We start from the raw sequence: 19,222 nt of genomic DNA, 5'->3' as shown, positions 1-19,222 counted from the left end.
ATGGCTAAAGAAATCAAGAATTCCCTCAATGGCTCTGGCCTCAAGATTGCAATCGCGGTCGCCCGCTTCAACGAGGTGGTGACCGACAAGCTCCTGGAGGGGGCGCTCCGCCAGCTCGAACTGCTGGGCGTTGCCGAGAAGGACGTGACCGTCGTGCGCGTTCCGGGCGCATTTGAACTCCCGGGCGTGTGCCGCAGGCTCGCCGATTCCAAGAAGTACAGCGTCGTGATGGCCGTCGGTGCCGTAATTCGCGGCGAGACGAGCCACTACGACGTGGTGGTGAACGCCTCTACCGGTGGTGTCGCAAGCATCGCTGCCGAAGGCAAGCTCCCCGTGATTCTCGGAATCCTCACGACCGATACCGTGGACCAGGCGATGAACCGCGCTGGCCTCAAGGCGGGTAACCTCGGTGCAAACTGGGCATCTACCGCCGTGGAGATGGCAAACCTTTACAAATCTATCTAGAGTCCATCTAACAATTAAAGACTAAAAGATTACGATTATGCAGAAAAGTTTTCGACCAGCCCGAGTCTTTGCGATGCAGCTTCTGTATTCCATGGAAATCACGGGCCAGACGGCGGGGGAGGCACTTCCGGGAATTCTCGAAAGCCAGCCCCTGGATGACGAACAGAAAAAATATGGGATGAAGCTTGTGGACCTGGTTCAGGCGCACCACGACGAACTTGATGAGAATATCAAGACCGCCTCCGCGCACTGGGAAATCGAGCGTATGGCAAAATTGGACCGGATTGTAGCCCGGATAGCGATGGTCGAACTTCTTTACGTGGCGGATATTCCGATGAAGGTTGCGATTACCGAGGCCGTTCAAATCGCGAACAAGTACAGCACGGATAACTCGGGAGCATTTATCAACGGCCTCATGTCTGGGTTCATTCAGGCGCGTGGAATGGTTTCTAAATCTCAGGAAAAGGAGAATTAGTGATGATTAAGGAAAAATGGATGAAGCATATCTTTGCTGGGATTGCAGGGCTTGTCGCTCTCATTGTCTATGCATTGACGATGGCTCCTACGGTCAGTTTCTGGGATTGTGGCGAATTTGTCGCTTGCGCGAATACCTTGGGCATCCCGCATCCTCCTGGAACGCCTTTCTTCGTGTTCTTGGCCCGTGCGGTCATCGTGTTGCTTCCGTTCGTCGAAGAAATTGCGAAGCGGGTGAACTACATCTCGGTGTTCAGTTCTGCGGCTACGGTCTATATCACGGCCCTCTTTGCTTGGGAGCTCCTTGCCTCCGTTATCGATTCCGTCAAAACGGATGCGGACAAGCTCGGTCGTCCCATCTTTAGCAAGCTGTCCGACAAGTTAGACGGCAAGGCTCGCACCATCGTGCTCGGTTCTGCAGCCCTTGTTGCCGGTTTTCTTCTCACCTTCTCCGATACGTTCTGGTTCAACGCGGTCGAAGCCGAAGTTTACGGCGTTGCCATGTTTATCCTGATGCTTATCTCTTACCTCGGACTTTTGTGGTACAAGAATCGCGAAGACGAAGGCAGCGACAAGCTCCTGATTTTCATCTGCTATATCGCTTTCCTCGGTGTGGGTGCCCATCTTTATACGATGCTCACGGTTCCTGCAGTGTTTGTGCTCCTGCTTGTTGCCCAGCCCAAGAAGATTTTGGAACGTCTGCCCATTTGGATTACGGGAACGCTCCTCTGCTCCGTGATATACATGGTCTCGGCTTTCATCGAAATTTCCTTGGCCTGTCTCATCGTTCTTGCTGTGTTGACGTTGGCGAAACCGTTCTCTCCGAACGTGAACAAGGCTATCCGCCTTTCGCTCGCCTTTGCGTTCTTTGCGCTTGTCGGCTACAGCACGCACCTCTACATTCCCATCCGTTCGGAACTCAACCCGATTATTGACGAGAACGACCCGGAAATCAACATTCGCGATGACCAGGGCAACCTCCAGCTCGGCAACCTGTTCAAGGGCGAAAACTGGGTCGCGTTCAATAACTTCGTAGAACGTAAGCAGTACGGTTCCGAAAGCATGCTCACCCGCGCTTTCTACCGTCGCTCGCAGCTTGCGCACCAGGTGCTCTCGTTCCCGAACATGAGCTACGGTGGTTACCAGATGGCTCAGTATCTGCCTTACAAGGTGGGCGGTGTCAATTATTCGAACGGCGTCTATAGCTTTGATAAGTCCGAGAATGTGCCGCTGGAAAGATTAGGCCTCAAGTTCTCGACGCAGATGAGCACGATGGGCGACAAAATATTCCCGCAACTGCTCATATTCCTTATCTTTAATGGCCTCCTGGTTCTTGTCTGCGTATTCGTCTATAGGCATAATAAGCATCTGGGCATTTACCTCTCGGTGCTTTATGGATTGTGCAGCCTTGGGCTTCTGTTCTACATCAACTTTGCAGACGGAACCCGCATGGAACAGCGTGAACACGATTACTGGGTAAGCGTGATGACACGCAATGTGTCCGATTTGAATGCTGTTGGTGCCGGAATTTCGAAGGTGCCCGACCCGAACGAGCTCATCGACCTCCGTCAGGAAATCGAACACGCTAAGTTGAGCATCGAATCCCTGCGCAATCGTGGGGCATCCGCTGCGGAAATCGCAAAGTACGAACGAGTCGTCGACAAGGCAGAGCATTCGACGGCATGGGTCAACTGGAAGAAAATCGAGAGCGGTTTTGCTCAGCGTGGCCTGCGCGCTCCGTTCCCCGACCCCGTGCATATGGAAGTGCGTGAACGTGATTATTTCTACACGCCCGCATTCATCTTCATGAGCATGATTTTGGGCGTCGGCGCGGGTATCCTGGTGCTTACGTGTGCTACCGGTGCCTATGCTTCGTTTGCGGCTCCCGTGGCCGCCGCGCTTGTCCTGGTGTCCTTCCTTGTTCCTTGTGTTTCGAACTACAAGGAACACGACCGTTCTGGTCTGTGGGTCCCGTGGGATTACGCCTATAACCTGCTCAACAGCTGCCGCCCGAACGCTATCCTCTTTACGAACGGCGATAACGATACCTTCCCGCTGTGGTTTGCTCAGGAAGTTGCCGGTGTCCGCAAGGACGTGCGCGTGGTGAACCTCTCACTCGGCAATACCGACTGGTACATCAAGCAGATGCTCGTCAACGAACCGATTCTCAAGTTGTCTTACGACAAGAAGACGATTGACAGCGACATGGTGCTCGACAACAGCTCCGCCCAGAATCCGAACCATTCTGTCGCGACTTGGGTGAACAGGGCTAACCGCCTCATGCCGCAGCTCAAGAGCCGCATCGAGCAGATGGAAGGTCAGCAGCTTTCGGCAGAAGATTCCGTGAAACTGTATACGTTCAAGACCCACTACCAGATCTGGGATGCCTTTGTTGAATGGGCTGCCCGCACCCGCAGTGGCGTGATGCTTACGCAGCACAAGCTGGTTCTTGACCTCGCGCTCCAGAACATGGACAAGCCCATCGAGATTTCGACGACGGTCGGAACCTCCAATTTCATGGGCCTCGAAAAGTACATGGTGCAGGAAGGTCTCGTCTACAACTTTATCAAGGGCGATCTCAATCCCAAGCGTAACGAGTTTGATGTTGCCTACGCCTCGGGCTTGATTGACAGCGTTTTCAAGTTCCGTGGCTTAGGTGATGGTACTGCGTTCATCAACGACGAAACTTCAAGGCTCCTTTCGAGCTATGTGTCGCTCTACCTCCAGATATCGTTCGCTGCCCGCGAAAAGATTGCGGCTCTTCGCGTCCAGAAGCCGTTTACCGCGGAAATGAAGGCCGAGGCGGAAAAACTTGCGGCATCGTCCGTCAAGTATCTGGAACTTGGCATGAAGCAGTTCCCGCAGGAATGGCGCTGCTACTGGGCCGCCGGTTTTGTCTATGACATCGTGGGCGAGAAGCAGAAAGCGCTGGATGCTCTGGAACAGGGCTTGAAGAGCGTTTCGGAGTATGACGATGTGGGACTCTACCGATTGAAGATGAGTGTTGAGCAAATCAAGAACAGTCCTGCGAAGCCGATGACGGTCGATGAAATTGTTCCGGCCGCAGCAGATAGCGTTCAGGCCGATTCTGCGAAGGTGGATTCACCCACGGTCGTTGCGGCGGTGAAGTAGTCCGGAGGCGAAAATGGATTTAAGCCTAGTCATTCCTGTCAAGGAAGAGAGCGAGAATCTTCCGGAACTCTTTAAGGAAATCGTTGACGCGCTTGCGCCGACGGGCTTCGAATATGAAGTCATCGTTATAGATGACGGAAGCCGCGACAATACTTGGGAAGTGCTGGAAAACCTTTCTAAGGAATATCCGTTCATGCGCGGTATTCGCTTCCAGTTCAACTGCGGCAAGGCCGATGCCCTTGCTGTCGGTTTCTCGAAGGCCCGCGGCCGCTACGTGGCTACCCTCGATGGCGACCTGCAGGATGACCCGCTCGAAATTCCGAAGATGATCAAGATTCTGGATGATGGCTACGACCTGGTTTCGGGCTGGAAAATCCGTCGTCTCGATCCCTGGCACAAGACGTGGCCCTCCAAGCTGTTCAACCTGACCGTGTCCATGGTGTGCGGCCAGCGCCTGCACGATTTTAACTGCGGCATCAAGGCGTACCGCAGTTCTGTGGTCCGCTACATCGAACTCTATGGCGACTACCACCGCTTTATTCCCGTGATGGCCAAGTGGCAGGGCTTCCGCATTACCGAAATGCCGGTTGCACACAGGGCCCGCGTCCACGGGGTGTCGAAATACGGCGTGTCGCGCCTTGTGTCCGGGTTCCTGGACCTGATCTCGCTCATGTTCATGCGCAGTTTTTCGACCAAGCCTCTACATTTCTTCGGACTTGTCGGGCTCGTGTTCATGCTGCTCGGCCTGGGCGTTTGCGGCTATTTCGGCTACGAGTGGCTGCAGACGGGGGCCATGCATGTGCGTCCGCTCCTGCTTGCGGGTGGCTTTTCGCTTGTGATGAGCGTGCAATTCTTCTCGCTGGGGCTTCTGGCCGAGATGTTGAATGGCCGCAAGCGGCGGATTTATCCAGTTGCCGAAACTTTTGGCGGTGCAGATTTGTAGATTGTTGCGTATTGGAGTTAGAATATGGCATTCCCGAAGAGCTTAGTCATTGTCCCTACCTATAACGAGAAGGAAAACATCCTTCTTATCATTTCGGCGATTCTCGAACAGAACGCGTGCCTCGAGGTGCTCGTTGTCGATGATGGCAGTCCCGACGGTACGGGCGACATGGTCGATGAGGAGTCTAGGAAGAATCCTCGCGTGCACCTGATTCGCCGAAAGGGCAAGATGGGGCTCGGTTCTGCCTATGTGACGGGTTTCAAGTGGGCGCTCGAACGCGACTACGAACGCGTATTCGAGATGGATGCCGACTTTAGTCATGCTCCCACGGACTTGAACAGGTTCCTCGAAGCCGCCGAGGAATCGGACCTGGTTCTCGGTAGCCGCTACCAGAATCACCGCATCAGCGTGGTGAACTGGGACTTGCGCCGCCTTATCCTGAGCTACGGAGCGAACGTGTACACGCGCATCGTGACCGGGCTTCCGATAAGCGATGCTACCGGCGGCTTCAAGTGTTTCCGTCGCGAGGCCCTGCAGGCGCTGAACCTCGACAAGATGAAGAGCGATGGATACTGCTTCCAGATAGAGACGACCTTCAAGATTTGGAAAAAGGGACTCCGCGTGAAGGAAATTCCCATCGTGTTTACCGATCGCACGCGCGGAACCTCCAAGATGAGCGGTGGCATTATCTCCGAAGCCTTCTTCCTGGTTCTTAAGCTCAGGTTGGGACTCGCATAGCGCATGTATTCCTGTTCCATTATCATTGTTGCCTACAATTCCTGCGATTTCATTCCTGCATGCCTGAAATCGGTCCGAGATGCGTGCGAGGGAATCGATGCGCAGGTGATTGTGCTTGATAATGGCTCGGTCGAACCGATTCTACCCGAAATCAGGCAGTTCTTCCCCGAAGTGGAATGGATTGATTCCAAGGAAAACCTGGGCTTTGGTAAAGGTTGTAACTTTGCCGAAAAGCATGCGACAAAGCCGTACCTGTTCTTCATCAATCCTGATACGATTATCTCGAAGAACGCCTTCCGCGAAATGCTCAAGTTCATGGAAGAACACCCGGAAGCGGGGACGGTCGGCTGCCGCATCCTGAACGAAGACGGAACGCTCCAGTGGGCTTGCCGCCGTTCTTTCCCGACAATTGTTTCCGCTGTTTCCAAGACGATTGGCCTTGCGGCGATGTTCCCGAAGAGCAAGACGCTTGCCAGCTACAACATGACGTACGCCGATCCGGACGAGATGATTGAAGTCGATGCCATTAGCGGCTCGTTCTTCTGCATCCGTCGAGATGTCTATGAAAAGCTGAACGGCTTTGATGAAGACTACTTCATGTATGGTGAAGACTTGGACCTCTGCTTCCGTACAAAGCAGATGGGCCTCAAGAACTATTATACGCCGGTCACGAACATTCTGCATTTTAAGGGGCAAAGCTGCCGCACGCGCCGCTGGGGGTCCTACGTGGACTTTTACAAGGCGATGCTCATCTTTGTGAAAAAGCACAAGGACCTTTACTTTGTCCCGAATTTCCTCGTGTCTTTCGGTATTTTATTTGCGGCGTTCGTGGGCATGTTCTCGCGCTTGATTCCGAAGTTCTGGAAGATGTTCCTCGACCTGGGCGTTGTGGCGCTGTGGGCGTTTTCGTTCCTGAACCACACAAGCGTTGTGTCCGATGTGTGCTTCCATGATTCCAGTTGCCTCGAAAGTGGGTGTGCCGGGACGAGTGAGGTTATAAAACATTCCATTATGGATTTTGCCCAGTTCGAAGACTGGTGGCTTGTTGGCCTGGTGGTTGTCGTGAACTTTGCGTTCCTTATTTTCCGTGGGGAGTATACGGAATCTAGCCTCAAGGGCGAAAAGTTCCTGCGTTACCTGATTCCGCTGAACCTGCTTACGGTGGGCGGGTACGAGGCTTTCCGTTACTTCACGCAGATGCCCGTCGTGTCGGAAGGCGGCAATAATTATTGGCCGTACGATCCGCATTTGATTGTGTGGACTATCTGCTCCAGCCTCTTTATCCCGCTTGCGCTCCTTGCCTGGCGCCGCATCGCATTCTGGATAAACTATTTCTACCGCATCTTTGCCAAGAAGCGTCACCGTTCCATTCTGCTCGGTGGCCGCGAGGATTCGCTTACCAACTGGTTCGACAGCTACAACGTGATTCCGGGAATCGAGATTCTCGGTTGCGTGAGCGGCGAACCCGATAAGATTAGCGCAGAAAACCGTCAGCACCTCCTGGGGCCCCTTTCGGACATGGAATCCATCTGCAACCGCACGGGCTGCCGCGAACTCCTGGTCGTGTCCAATTTCTCGGGTTATCGCGAGGATTTTGACATCAATTGGCTCGATAAGCTCGGCCTGAGGGTATATTTGCTCATCGGAAACGGCAAAAACGGCAATTTTGCCCTCGTAGACCTCAAATATCTGCACTAAAAGCCCTCTCCGGTTATCCTTTTCTCGAAAATAGAGTTATTTTTATATCAACTATAAGTTGTTGATTATAAAGGCTTTATGTTCGACTATAAACTCTTGGATATTCTTTGCTGCCCCGAGACTCGGGGTAAACTCCGTATGGCAGATGACGCCCTTTTGGCGAGCATCAACAAGGCCGGTGCCGCAGGAACCCTCAAGAATGCGGCTGGCGAAAAGATTTCTGAAACTTTGACCGAGGTCCTTGTGAACGAGGCGGGCTCCCGTGCCTATATCGTTCGCGAAGGAATTCCTGTTCTTTTGACGGACGAAGCGATCTTGCTTCCCTTGGAGGGATAAATGGCCGTTACACTGGATACCCTGAAAAAGTCTATTGGCAAGAAGAAGGCGAAGTCTATGGCTTTCTCCTGGCTTGCCGACTATGAGTTCATGGCGGGAGACGTCGACAATGCGCTTGCCCGCGTGGATGCCGGTCTGCAGCTTTATCCGGGCGACATTCCCGGCATGCTGGTTCGCGCCAAGATTTTGTTCCAGCAGGGCAAATTCCTGGATTGTGTCGAAGAATGCAAGCGCGTCCTGGAAAAGGATCCGTTCTGCCTTTCGGCGCAGAAGCGCATGGGCGATGCTTACGATCAGCTGATTGGCCTTGCTGCCGGGGAAGAGGAAGCGCAGGAAAATACGGGAAACCGCAACCGCTGCTATCGCCGTGTTCACGATATGGATCCGCTCGATACGTTCTGGAAAGAAGAATACGAAGCTGTTCCTGAAACCTTGGGTGCTGCCGCCGTTGCCGGTGCTGCAGCCCTGGGGGAGGCCGACTTTGCGATGCCCGATATGGATGCTGCTGCAGACGTGGCTGCCGAGCCCGAGATGGAAACGGCCTCTGCCGAAACCGAAGCGCCTGCTGCGGAAGAATCGGATTCCCTTTTCGACAAGTCCCTCGACATGGATATCGATACTCCGGCCGAGGAGCCTGCTCCGGAATTTACGCTGACCGAGGAACCCGCCGAACCAGCCAAGCCGGCCTCTCCGTTCTCCATGGCGGACGACGATCCGTTCGCTTCGTTGAAGTCGCTTGGTGTTGAAGATGACTCCGTCGATGAATCTGCGATGGATACCCTGGAGAACTCGCTGAATTCCGCGCTGGATTCTGCTGAGACGGACATTACTCTCGACGAGGATGCCGCTCCGAGCGAAGAAATCTCCGGCAATGACGTGGATTCCGCGTTCTCGAATTTCTTTGGTGACGAAAGCGATGATCTTGAAACTGAATCGTCTCAGTCTTCCGCTCCGTCTTCTCCGTTTGCACAGATGGATTTGCCGACGAGCCTGGACGACGAACCCGTGGCTCCGCAACCCAAGGACGAGGATGTTTTCGGTTCGGAGAATGTCGAGGACAAGCCGCAGAGCATTGACGATGCGTTTGGCGATATCTTCGGCGAAGACGAACTTCCCGAAGAATTGCCCTCTTCCGCTCCGGCACAGGAATCTACGCCTGCTCCTGAAGAATCCTCGTTTGGTTCGGGTCTCTTCGAAAAGTCGGCGGATGCCGATATGGGCGTGGGCTCTGATGAGGATTCTCTGAAGCTCGACGAGCCCGAACTGGAGGAGCCGGAAGCCGACAAGCCGCAGAGCTTGGACAGCGCGTTCAACGATATCTTTGGCGAGGATGAACTTCCCGAAGAAAAGCCTGCTGAACCGGCTGCCGAGGATGCTTCTGCAAATGAGGATGAATTCTCCCTGGGACTTGATCTGCCGGTCGAGGATGCTCCTGCAACTGAGGCTCCCGCTGCGGATGACGTGTTGGATCTCGATAGCGAAGACCTGACGTTCGGCGAGGAAAAGGCTTCCGAGGACGAATCGCTCGAACTGCCGGCCGAAGAAGAAGCGGTTCCCGAGGAACTTGCTGCTGAAGAGACCGCTGTGGAAGAACCCGCTGCGGAAGGACCGGTTGTCGAGGAAACGATTGCCGAGGAACCTGCTGTCGAAGAACCTGTAGTTGAACAAACTATTGCCGAAGAACCGTCTGTTGCAGAGCCCGAAGTAGCTGATGATGGCGGTATCCATGTGCAAAGTGCTCTTGACGCTCTCTTTGCCGATGATGACGAACTTCCGGAAGAACATGCCCCTGCATCGGATATGCCCGAAGCTGTGGCCGAGGACTCCCTTGTAGAAAGTGCTCCCGAAGAAGAAAAGGTCGAATCTGTTGCTGATGAGAACAAATTAAATGATGAGGATTCGCTTTCCAAGGAAATGGGAGACGCCTTCTCGACGCTGTTCTCCGATGACGATGATTTGCCGGTAGATGAATCCAATGCTGATGCGTCTGCGGAACTTCCGGAACAGGAGGCTGTGGCTTCGCAGGAAGACACGGGTGCTGCTATTGAAGAAGCGCCGCTTGCCGATCCGACTCTCGAATCGGATTTGGACAAGTCGTTCAGCAGCCTGTTTGGTGAAGACGATTCTGTTGCAGAATCTGAACCTGCCAAGGATATTCCCGCTGAAGAATCTGCTCCGACCGCGGATGCCGATGTTGCGCAGGAATCCGTGGGATCTTCGACGGATCACGAAAGTCTTGAATCCGAATTCTCCGGTGCGTTCAAGGAACTCTTCAACACCGATGACGATTCTCTCGATGAAAAGGAATCGCTCCCGAACAACAAGGGGATGGATTTCCTGATGTCGGGGGATTCCGATGACGAAGTCGTTGCCGGACTTGTTTCGGATCCGAATGTTCCTTTGGACAAGCTGCCTTCCGAAATAGACCCGAGTAGGAACACGCAGACTCTTGCTGAAATTTATTTTGAACAGGGCTACTACGACAAGGCTCTCGACATGTACAGGGACTTGGCGAGCAAGGATCCCGAAAACGAGGCTATAGCCAAGCGTTTGGCCGAAGTCCAGAAGGCTTACGACTCCAAGTTCGGAGGCGAACAGAATGGCTGATTTGAGAATCGAGCAGCTGCTCCGTGCGATGGTCGAGAACAAGGCTTCTGACTTGCACATCCGTACGGGCGTTCCTCCGATTTACCGTATTAACGGTGCACTGACAAAGTTGTTCGAAACGCGTGTGGATGCCGGCATGATGGATTCCTTCATGGACGATATCATGAACCGCGACCAGAAAAACCGTTTCGAGACGAACAAGGAATGCGACTTTGCCGTGGGCGCCCGCGACATGGGCCGTTTCCGTGTGAACGTTTTCCGCCAGCGCGGCACGATTGCCATGGTGATTCGTCACATCAAGGCGAAGATTCCTGCATTCGAGGAACTTCACCTGCCCGAAGTTATCCGTGACCTTGCGCTTACTCGCCGTGGCCTTGTGCTCGTTACGGGAACGACGGGTTCGGGTAAGTCGACGACGCTTGCTTCCATGCTGGACTACATCAACCAGACGGAAGCGGTGAACATCATTACCGTCGAAGACCCGATTGAATATCTTTACCGCGACAACAAATCCATCATTTCGCAGCGCGAGATTGGCGTGGATACGCTTTCGTACGCGAACGCCCTGCGCGCCGCCCTCCGTCAGGACCCGGACGTGCTCCTGGTGGGCGAAGTCCGTGACCTCGAGACGATGCAGATTGCGCTGACTGCGGCCGATACGGGCCACATGGTGTTTGCGACCATCCATACGACGAATGCGACCGAAACGATTCAGCGTGTGCTTTCGATGTACCCGCCGCACCAGCACGACGAAATCCGTATTCTCCTTTCTGAAGTGCTTGCGGGTATTATTTCGCTGCGCTTGTTGCCGACTGCCGATGGCAAGGGCCGCGTGCCCGCCGCTGAGGTACTTGTGAATACTGCTGCCATCAAGGAATACATCCGTGACAAGGACAAGCTTTCGCTGGTTGAACACGCCATTGCCGAAGGCCACATGCAGTATCATAGCCAGACGTTCGACCAGGCTCTGCTCGAACTTTACAAGACGGAGCAGATTTCGCTTGAGACCGCAATGAATGCCGCCACGAACAAGGATGACTTCGATCTTAAGATTCGCGGTATTTCTGGTACGTCCGACCGCGGCTGGATGTAGTTTTACTCAGAGTCATACCGCAGCCTTACGAAGTAAGGCAAGTGTATCTACTAGAATCATCATGCCTGCATTACTGCGGGCATTTTTCGTACACGAAGGGGTTGTGGTCGCCTTGTACCTTGAAGATGCGGCGGTCGCGTTCGCATTCCTTTTCGGTGACGGGGTACATCTTGTTCCAGGCTTCGAAGAGCTTGCGGTCCTGATTCGATAGCTTTACGCCGTAGGTCTTTTCCATGTAGAAGCTTGCGCGGGCGATGATTCCGCGGGCCTCTTCGCGGGGCTGCGCCTTTTTTTCCTTAAAGTCGACGATGGTCTTGCAGCCGCCGTACATGGGCTCGGGATTGTTGGTCCACTGGCTGTACATGAAGTTGTTGCGGTCTCCGTTCACCTCGCCGATAGCGGGGTAGAGGTTGTGCATGTCGCCTTCCATCAGCTTGAATGTCGTGTCGTTCGCACTGCAGTTCTTGCGGCCGCCGTCCTTCCAGCAGGGCAAAAAGTGCCCCATGTTGTGTGCTGTCACCATGTGTTCCCACTCGATGCGTTCTGCTCGCTTGTAGCTTTTGCGGTTCGGGTTTTCGCGCGGCTTGAAGTCGCAACTGCTAAAGTCGACGTTCTTCTTGTCGTCGTATTTGCAGCCGCAGTAGAGAGTCTCCTGCAGTTCGCCGTAATAGACGCGCCTCATTTGCTTGCTTGCATCGCGGTAGTTGTAATGCCGGGGTGCGGCAGTCGGGTCAACGCGCGCAAATACAATAGACGAAAGCGCCGCCAGAACCAGGATAGGGCCTAATAATTTCATAATAAAAACCGTGATGTAATCGTTGTGAATATAGATAATGCTTTGTAATGTTTGATGCCGAAATTCTAAATTTGTGCCCATGCAATCCATCGGTATGGAATATCTGGAATCGCGCCTGATGTTCGGGATGGTTCCCGGGCTCGAATCGACTCGTGCGCTTTGTGCCGCGCTCGGCAATCCCGAAAAAAAGTTCAGGTCGATTCACGTGGTCGGCACGAACGGGAAGGGCTCCACCAGTTATTACCTCGCGGGCGTATTGCAGGCGCACGGGCTCAAGACGGGCCTGTACGTGAGCCCGCACCTGGTAAGCCTGCGGGAGCGTATCCGGATTGACGACGTTCCCATTCCGGCAGAAGATTTGGACCGGTTGCTTTTAAAAGTGAAGGCCGCCGCAGATTCCGTGTCGGCGGGGCGCGTGGCCGCGGGTGCATCTCCGGTCGAGCTCACGTTTTTTGAAGTCCTGACGCTGGTTGCCTTCCTCTATTATGCGGAACAGGGCGTGGATGTCGCTGTTCTCGAGGCGGGTATGGGTGGCAGGCTCGACAGCACCGCTGTTGCGGGTGGCGAGATTGCGGTCGTGACGAGCATCGGGCTCGAACACACCGAGGTCTTGGGGCCCACGGAATCGGCGATTCTCCGCGAGAAGATGGGAGTCGTGGGAGAGGCGCGCGAAGTTGCACGCGGGAAGACGTTTATCGTTGGCGGAATTTCGGGTGCCTTGCTCGAAGAGGCGCGCGGATATGCGGCTGCTCTCGGGTGCAAGTGTATTGTCCCTGAAATTCGTGGCGACATCGTGCTCCCGAATCTCGGGCGCCATTACATCGAAAATGCGAGCCTCTCGCTTGTGGCCGCCGCGCAGTTTATAAACGTTGCGCATCTTGCAGGAACAATAAATGGCGCGATAAATTATGACGATTCCCTCGCGCTCAAGACTCTTGCGACACGCTCGTGGGCAGGCCGCATGCAACTGCTTGCTGGCCCGGACGGCAGGATACGCGTTATTCTGGACGGGGCCCACAATTCGCATGCGGTTCGCCGCCTGGTAGAAACCTTGCGCGAGTATTATCCAGGGAAAAAGTTCCACTGCCTGTTTGGCGCCCTCAAGGATAAGGATGTGGGGGAGATGCTCAAACTTATGGCGCCTCATGTCGCCCGCTGGCATATAACGAGGACGCCGTACCCGCGCTTCCGTGAACTTGCTGACCTGCGTAACGAAATGCAGGCGCTTGACCTCTATGTCGCAAGCGAGGGCGAACTTTCCCGCGAATACCTGGATAAGGTCCTGAACGATTGCGGTGCCGATAAGCTAAATGATTCCCCGCTCCTGATTACGGGCAGCCTCTACATGATTGGTGCGAGCATCCAGTTGCTCCGCGATGAATTTACGGAACTCGAGTTCTTCCGCGGGCTCGAACCTACGACGAACGAACACCGCTAGCGGACGGTCGATTCTACGGTCCCGTCCCTGAACTTTGTCCGTAAGGTATCGCCGGACTTCAGTTGGGACGCGTTGCGGATAAATTTACCGTTTGAATCCAGAGTGAGCGTGTAGCCTTTTGCGAGTGCGGTCTCGGGGTCTGCGCTCTTGACGCGCAGTTCGGTCAGCTTGAACTGCGATTGGGCGAGGTCGAGAATCTTGCGCGTACCTTGCCGCAGGCCTTCGGTATTGCGGTCGAGCCTTGCTAGTTCTTCTTTTACCAAGAAGTGCGAATCCTTTTGCAGGGTAGAGAGAACAACGGCATGCCGCGTTTTTTCTCCCTGGATGCGCGAGGTGACCCGCTGTTGCAGCCTTGTGGCGGCCATGCCGAGCTCCTGCTTGCTTTCGGAAAGTAGGCTGCGCGTGGAATCGGCAATCCTCCGTGCTGTTTCTACAAGGTCGCTCCAGCTTTCCTGAGCGCGTTCCACAAGCCGCTTGGCGCAGTCGGTGGGTGTGATGCATGAAACGCATGCCACCTCGTCGAGGAGGCTCTTGTCTATTTCGTGTCCGATGCCCGTGAATACAGGGATGGGGTAGTTCGCGACCGCGCGGCAGAGCGCTTCGCTGTCGAAATAGTTGAGGTCTGTCTTGGAACCGCCCCCGCGCACGATGCACACCACGTCGATTTCGCTGTTTTCGCGCAGGGTATCGAGTGCCGCAAGCACGCTCGATTCCGTGTCGTTCCCCTGCATCTTTGCAAATGCGGGTATGACCCTGAACTTGAAGGGCGATGCGGCGAGCCTCGTGGTGAAATCCTTGTAGGCGGCAGTTCCTTCGCCTGTCACGAGCCCTACGCAAAGGGGCATCTGCGGGAGTTCTATCGACTTGTTCTTTTCGAGCAGTCCTTCGAGAGCGAGTTTTTTGAGAATTGCCGCTTTCGTGACCGCAAGTTCCCCGAGCGTGTACACCGGGTCGATGTCGAGTACGCGCGCCTGCAGCTTGCCGAAGGGGATATATACGTCAGCCTGGATGAGCAGGCAAACCTTGAGCTGTTCCTTGATGACGAACGGTGTCGGTGCGTTTTCGGTCTTTTGCCGGAGGGCGGCGAACTGGCCCGCGAAACAGCTGAGCGAAATGGTCGCGATGGGTTTCACGTCGCCTTCGGCGAAGTCCGCGATGCTCATGTAAACAACTTTTTGCTTTTCGGCTATTTGCGTGATAACCCCGTGAACCCAAACGGCCGGTGTGTCGGCGAGCTTGTTCCGGATGGAGGTCATGTACTGCATGACGGAGAATGTGCGCACGGGCTGTTCCATGGCTGCAAGAATAGCAATTTATGCCATAAAACATCGAACAAATGCTGCTATCCGCTGGCCACTATTTTATATATTTCCTTCAAAACGCGGGCGGACTTCGCCTGCTGGACAATTTGTTTCAACTAAAAGGATAAACATGAAACGTATCTCTATCGTCGCTATGGCAATTCTTGCCGCTAGTCTCGTCGCTTGCAACCAGGCCTCTGCCGGTGGTTCCTTCAACCAACAGGCCCGCCTCGACTCCCTCGAAAAGAAGGTGGCCGAAATGGAAGCCAACATGGAAGCGGTTGCCTACATTCTCGAAAAGCGCGCTGGCATGTCCCTCGAAGATGCCAAGAAGGAACTGGAAATGGCCAACAAGGTCTGGGACATCCCCGACGAGGACAGCCCGGTTTTCGGCAATACCAAGGACCCGAAGCTCACGATTGTTGAATTTACCGAGTTCCAGTGCCCGTACTGCTCCCGTATCGCTCCTGTGATGCAGGAACTCAACAAGAAGTACCCGGATAAGATCAAGTTCGTGTACAAGCACTTCCCGCTCAGCTTCCACTCCAACGCGAAGGCCGCCGCGGCTTCCGCCATCGCAGCCCAGAAGCAGGGCAAGTTCTGGGAATACCGCTACGCCCTCGCTCCGCATAGCCGCGAACTTTCCGATTCTACTTACCTCGCCGTCGCCAAAGAAGTCGGCCTCGACGTCGAAAAGTTCAAGAAGGACATGGTCCTCGATTCTGCCATGGAAGCCCGCATCGACAAGGACTTCAAGCTGGGCGTGCAGGTCGGCGTGCAGGGAACCCCGAACTTCTACATCAACGGCAAGCGTCAGGACAGCTTCTCTCCGGCCCTCGTCGAAAAGCTCCTCAACGAAGCCAAGTAGTGTTTTCTGGTGTGCACGCTTAAACGTCTAGGCGTGTGCCCTTTTTTGTGCTAAAAGTTTAAATTTAAGGCAAAACAAACAACAAACAAGGAAACGACATATGATAAAGCAAACATTGAAAGTCGCGTCCGTCATCCTCCTGGGTGCGAGCGTGGCAGCAATGGCTCAGCCGAAACCTCCTCGCGTAGTTCCTTACAAGTTCTTCAACGAAGAGATGCCCGAAGGCGGAGATACCTATGCGTACGGTGGCAAAAGCAAGGGCTTTTCCATCGATGCCAAGAACGGTTTCAAGTCTAAGGCGGCTCTTAACCTCAAACTCGATCCGAGCGAATATTCCGGCGCCCAGATTTGCTTGAAGAATGACTTCTTCTTTGACATGGACAAGGTCATGCTCGACGGCAAGCTCGAGTTCATGGTCAAGGGCAAGAAGGGCGGCGAAGCCCTTATCGTTGGCCTTCTTGACGAAAAGAATTCCGACGGCAAGGAAACGCAGGTCAAGCTCACTGTCAACAAGTATATCGAAGGCGGCTCCATCACGACGGACTGGAAGAAGGTTTCCATTCCTCTCGTGGACTTCCCGGACCGCGGTCTCTACTGGGACAACACCCGCAAGTCCGAATTCCCGGCCCGTATCGATTGGAAGAAGATTTACGCTATCCGTCTCTCCATCGACAAGGGTTCCGCAAAGGATTTCGAAATCTGGGTGGACAACATCGAAATCGTGAAGACTGGCAAGAAGGCCCCTCCGAAGAAGAAGATTGTCTACTGGGATGAAAACGAGGACGTCATCAATGGCCCGAAGAATCCTGAAAAGCTTGATGGCAAGGTCAAGCCGGTTGCAAACGGCATCTTCTACGACAACCGCGTCAAGGGCTTCAGCTACAGCTACGGTGGCCTTTCCGCCCAGCGCGAAGCCGAATCCAAGACTCCGGGCAACTCGAACGTGCTCGCCCTTTACATCGACAACAACGACTGGTCCGGTGTGACCTACTCCATTGGCGAAGGCAAGTACATCGACCTTTCCAAGGTCCGCAACAAGGGCGGTCTCTACTTCTGGATCAAGGGTAAGCTCGGCGGCGAAAAGGTGTACGTCGGTATCCTCGACAACCAGGGCAACGACATCAAGAGCCAGACCAAGATTAGCCTCAACGACTGGATCGAGGGCGCGAAGGTCGGCACTGACTGGAAGCTCGTGAAGATTCCTCTCAAGAAGTTCAACGACAAGGGTAAGGCTTGGGATGCTAACAAGCAGGCCGAAGTCGCCAAGGATGTGCAGTGGAACAAGATCCAGGAAATCCGCTTCTCCGTGGGCAAGGGTGAAAACCAGGGCGAACCGGGCAAGCCGGCTCCTGTGACCATCTTTGTGGACCAGATTACCTTCACCGAAACCATCGACTGGGTCGATCCGGATATCAAGTGGGACAGCTGGAAGAACAAGACTCCGGATGTCGTGATTTCCGACTTCGAAGGCAAGTTCACCAAGGACAACTGGGAACCGTCCAAGGGCCCGAAGTCCAAGGTCGAAGTGGAAATGCCGTTCAAGACCTCCAAGCTCGATGGCAACTCCCTCAACGTGAAGCACTTCGAAATGTCTGACTGGGTGGACGTCGTGCTCGACTTCACCAAGAATGGCGCTAACCATGACGCCAAGCAGCGCGACTGGACCAACCATTGGGGCATCATGTTCGACGTCTACTCCGAACGTGCATGGCAGTCCATCACGGTCCAGATTGGTGACGCTGGTAACGAACTCTTCGTGTCCAACACCGGTGTGCCGCGCGGCCGCACCACTGTGATCGTGCCGTTCCGCACCTTCAGCAAGTTCCCGTATTACCAGCCGCCTACCGCCAAGGAAAACGGCGTGTTTGACCTCAAGGGCGTTGTTTCCCTCGACTTCAAACCGGGTGGAGAAGGTTCTAACGGCTCCTTCGAAATCGACAACATCAAGCTCACCAACCAGCGCGAAGTCAAGGCTGCCGCTCGTCCGGCTGTCGTGAAGGTCGACGTGAAGGGTACCGGCGACGTGATCAACCCGAACATCTCGGGCGGCCTCTTCGGTATCAACGCTGCCCTCTGGGATGGCGACATGCTTGACAATCCGAAGTTCAAGGTGCAGACCCGTGACTACGTGAAGCGCATCAACCACGGCATCATCCGTTACCCGGGTGGCCTCCGTGCCGATGACGACCACTGGAAGGAAATCCTCGATAACAAGGACTGGATGGTCGATACCGACGAATTCCTCGAATGGCTCAAGAAGACCGGCTCCAACGCCATGTTCACTGTCAACTTCGGTTCCGGCACCGAACAGGAAGCCGCTGCCTGGGTGAAGCACACCAACATCGACAAGAAGGCCGGCATCAAGTACTGGGAAATCGGTAACGAAGTCTACGGTAACTGGCACCCGTACTACGAAAAGTACGGTAAGGACGGCGGTACCATCTATGGTAAGCGCGCCCGCAAGTTCATCGAGGCCATGAAGAAGGTTGACCCGACCATCAAGGTGGCGGTGCTCGGCGTTCTCGACGGTCAGTGGAACGACAACGTGCTCAAGGAAACCGGCGACATTGCCGACGGTATCATCGTTCACCACTATCCGCAGCACTACGGTGAAGAAAACGACTTCGCCATGCTCAGCGCCCCGCAGGACCTCGTGCCTATCTACAGCCGCCTGCACAAGCTCGTGGACAAGTGGACCAAGCACTTCAACAAGGACAAGAAGTTCGAACTCTGGCTCACCGAATGGAACTCCGTGGACTTCAACCCGGGTCCGCAGACCATCGCTCTCGAAAATGGCCTGTTCGTTGCTGACTATCTTGCTATGCTTGCCACCGAGAACGTGGACAACGCACAGTACTGGGATATCCACAACGACATCACTCCGGAAGGCGGTGACTACGGCTACCTGACCCGTTCTGCCGAAGAGTGCATGAACTGCCCGCGCCCGAGCTACTGGGCATTCCAGATGGCTTCTGACGCTCTCCGCGGCAAGCTCCTCAAGACCGTGATTACCGGTGACAAGGAATCGCTCATCACGACCTACTACACCGAAAACGGCAAGAAGAAGAGCCTCCTCGTGATCAACAAGAGCCCGTACAGCGACTACGAACTCAAGCTCGACATTCCGGGCTTCAAGGGCAAGGCCACTGTCCAGACGCTTGACAAGAGCTCCGAAAAGCTCAAGGCCGGCTGGGAAAATGACCCGTCCAAGAAGGCCAAGAAGGGTGTTGACGTGTCTAAGCCGATCAAGGTCGGCAAGCGCACCATCACGCTCATCACGATTGAGTAAGACATAAGGACGTCATCCCCGCGCAGGCGGGGATCTCGTTAAAA

General features: G+C 54.6%; 14 protein-coding genes. 12 read left to right on the top strand and 2 right to left on the bottom strand.

Translation table 11 applies throughout. From position 1 onward, the window contains the following. The 9 genes from ribH to B2952_RS01040 all read left to right on the top strand — a co-directional run bounded on the left by ribH (position 1) and on the right by B2952_RS01040 (position 11,486). A complete protein-coding gene (ribH, locus tag B2952_RS01080) occupies positions 1 to 465 on the top strand; it encodes a 6,7-dimethyl-8-ribityllumazine synthase (protein ID WP_290736201.1) in 465 nt (154 codons plus the stop codon). 37 nt (positions 466 to 502) lie between these two features. After that, positions 503 to 940, top strand: coding sequence for a transcription antitermination factor NusB (nusB, locus tag B2952_RS01075; protein WP_290727054.1), 438 nt, complete (start codon positions 503 to 505; stop codon positions 938 to 940). Between the two features lie 2 nt (positions 941 to 942). Beyond that, positions 943 to 4,071: a DUF2723 domain-containing protein gene (locus tag B2952_RS01070; protein ID WP_290736198.1), complete on the top strand. Its 3,129-nt coding sequence runs from the start codon at positions 943 to 945 to the stop codon at positions 4,069 to 4,071. Positions 4,072 to 4,084: 13 nt separating this feature from the next. Further along, a complete protein-coding gene (locus B2952_RS01065) occupies positions 4,085 to 5,014 on the top strand; it encodes a glycosyltransferase family 2 protein (protein ID WP_290736195.1) in 930 nt (309 codons plus the stop codon). 24 nt (positions 5,015 to 5,038) lie between these two features. Beyond that, positions 5,039 to 5,752: a polyprenol monophosphomannose synthase gene (locus B2952_RS01060; protein ID WP_290728271.1), complete on the top strand. Its 714-nt coding sequence runs from the start codon at positions 5,039 to 5,041 to the stop codon at positions 5,750 to 5,752. A gap of 3 nt (positions 5,753 to 5,755) precedes the next feature. Continuing rightward, positions 5,756 to 7,450, top strand: a complete 1,695-nt coding sequence (locus tag B2952_RS01055; RefSeq protein WP_173380798.1) for a glycosyltransferase family 2 protein — start codon at positions 5,756 to 5,758, stop codon at positions 7,448 to 7,450. 78 nt (positions 7,451 to 7,528) lie between these two features. Continuing rightward, positions 7,529 to 7,786 carry a Trm112 family protein gene (locus B2952_RS01050; RefSeq protein ID WP_173364981.1) on the top strand — a complete coding sequence of 86 codons (258 nt, stop codon included), beginning with the start codon at positions 7,529 to 7,531 and terminating at the stop codon, positions 7,784 to 7,786. Further along, entirely contained in the window at positions 7,787 to 10,393 is a 2,607-nt protein-coding gene (locus tag B2952_RS01045; RefSeq protein ID WP_290736191.1) for a tetratricopeptide repeat protein, read from the top strand. Beyond that, positions 10,386 to 11,486 (top strand): type IV pilus twitching motility protein PilT, encoded by a 1,101-nt coding sequence (locus tag B2952_RS01040; RefSeq protein ID WP_073114012.1) that lies wholly within the window; start codon positions 10,386 to 10,388, stop codon positions 11,484 to 11,486. The genes B2952_RS01045 and B2952_RS01040 overlap by 8 nt, the downstream gene beginning before the upstream one ends. A gap of 70 nt (positions 11,487 to 11,556) precedes the next feature. Here the strand turns inward: B2952_RS01040 and B2952_RS01035 are convergent, their stop codons facing one another. Continuing rightward, positions 11,557 to 12,282 carry an endonuclease gene (locus B2952_RS01035; protein WP_290736188.1) on the bottom strand — a complete coding sequence of 242 codons (726 nt, stop codon included), beginning with the start codon at positions 12,280 to 12,282 and terminating at the stop codon, positions 11,557 to 11,559. Between the two features lie 79 nt (positions 12,283 to 12,361). Between B2952_RS01035 and B2952_RS01030 the strand changes: the two genes are divergently transcribed. After that, positions 12,362 to 13,720 carry a bifunctional folylpolyglutamate synthase/dihydrofolate synthase gene (locus tag B2952_RS01030; protein ID WP_290736185.1) on the top strand — a complete coding sequence of 453 codons (1,359 nt, stop codon included), beginning with the start codon at positions 12,362 to 12,364 and terminating at the stop codon, positions 13,718 to 13,720. Here B2952_RS01030 and xseA read toward each other — a convergent pair. Beyond that, positions 13,717 to 15,015: an exodeoxyribonuclease VII large subunit gene (gene xseA, locus B2952_RS01025; protein ID WP_290736182.1), complete on the bottom strand. Its 1,299-nt coding sequence runs from the start codon at positions 15,013 to 15,015 to the stop codon at positions 13,717 to 13,719. The two genes, B2952_RS01030 and xseA, sit on opposite strands and share 4 nt — an antisense overlap. Positions 15,016 to 15,151: 136 nt before the next feature. Here xseA and B2952_RS01020 point away from each other — a divergent pair, with 136 nt between their 5' ends. Together B2952_RS01020 and B2952_RS01015 are read left to right on the top strand one after the other, a co-directional pair. Next, positions 15,152 to 15,889 (top strand): DsbA family protein, encoded by a 738-nt coding sequence (locus B2952_RS01020; RefSeq protein ID WP_173364975.1) that lies wholly within the window; start codon positions 15,152 to 15,154, stop codon positions 15,887 to 15,889. A 100-nt stretch (positions 15,890 to 15,989) separates the two neighbouring features. Further along, positions 15,990 to 19,178: a carbohydrate binding domain-containing protein gene (locus B2952_RS01015; RefSeq protein WP_290728259.1), complete on the top strand. Its 3,189-nt coding sequence runs from the start codon at positions 15,990 to 15,992 to the stop codon at positions 19,176 to 19,178. Positions 19,179 to 19,222 lie beyond the last annotated feature (44 nt).

The sequence above is a fragment of the Fibrobacter sp. UBA7003 genome, assembly GCA_002449765.1.
In the GTDB taxonomy this organism is placed as follows: domain Bacteria; phylum Fibrobacterota; class Fibrobacteria; order Fibrobacterales; family Fibrobacteraceae; genus Fibrobacter.
This window is presented reverse-complemented; position numbering and strand designations above follow the sequence as displayed.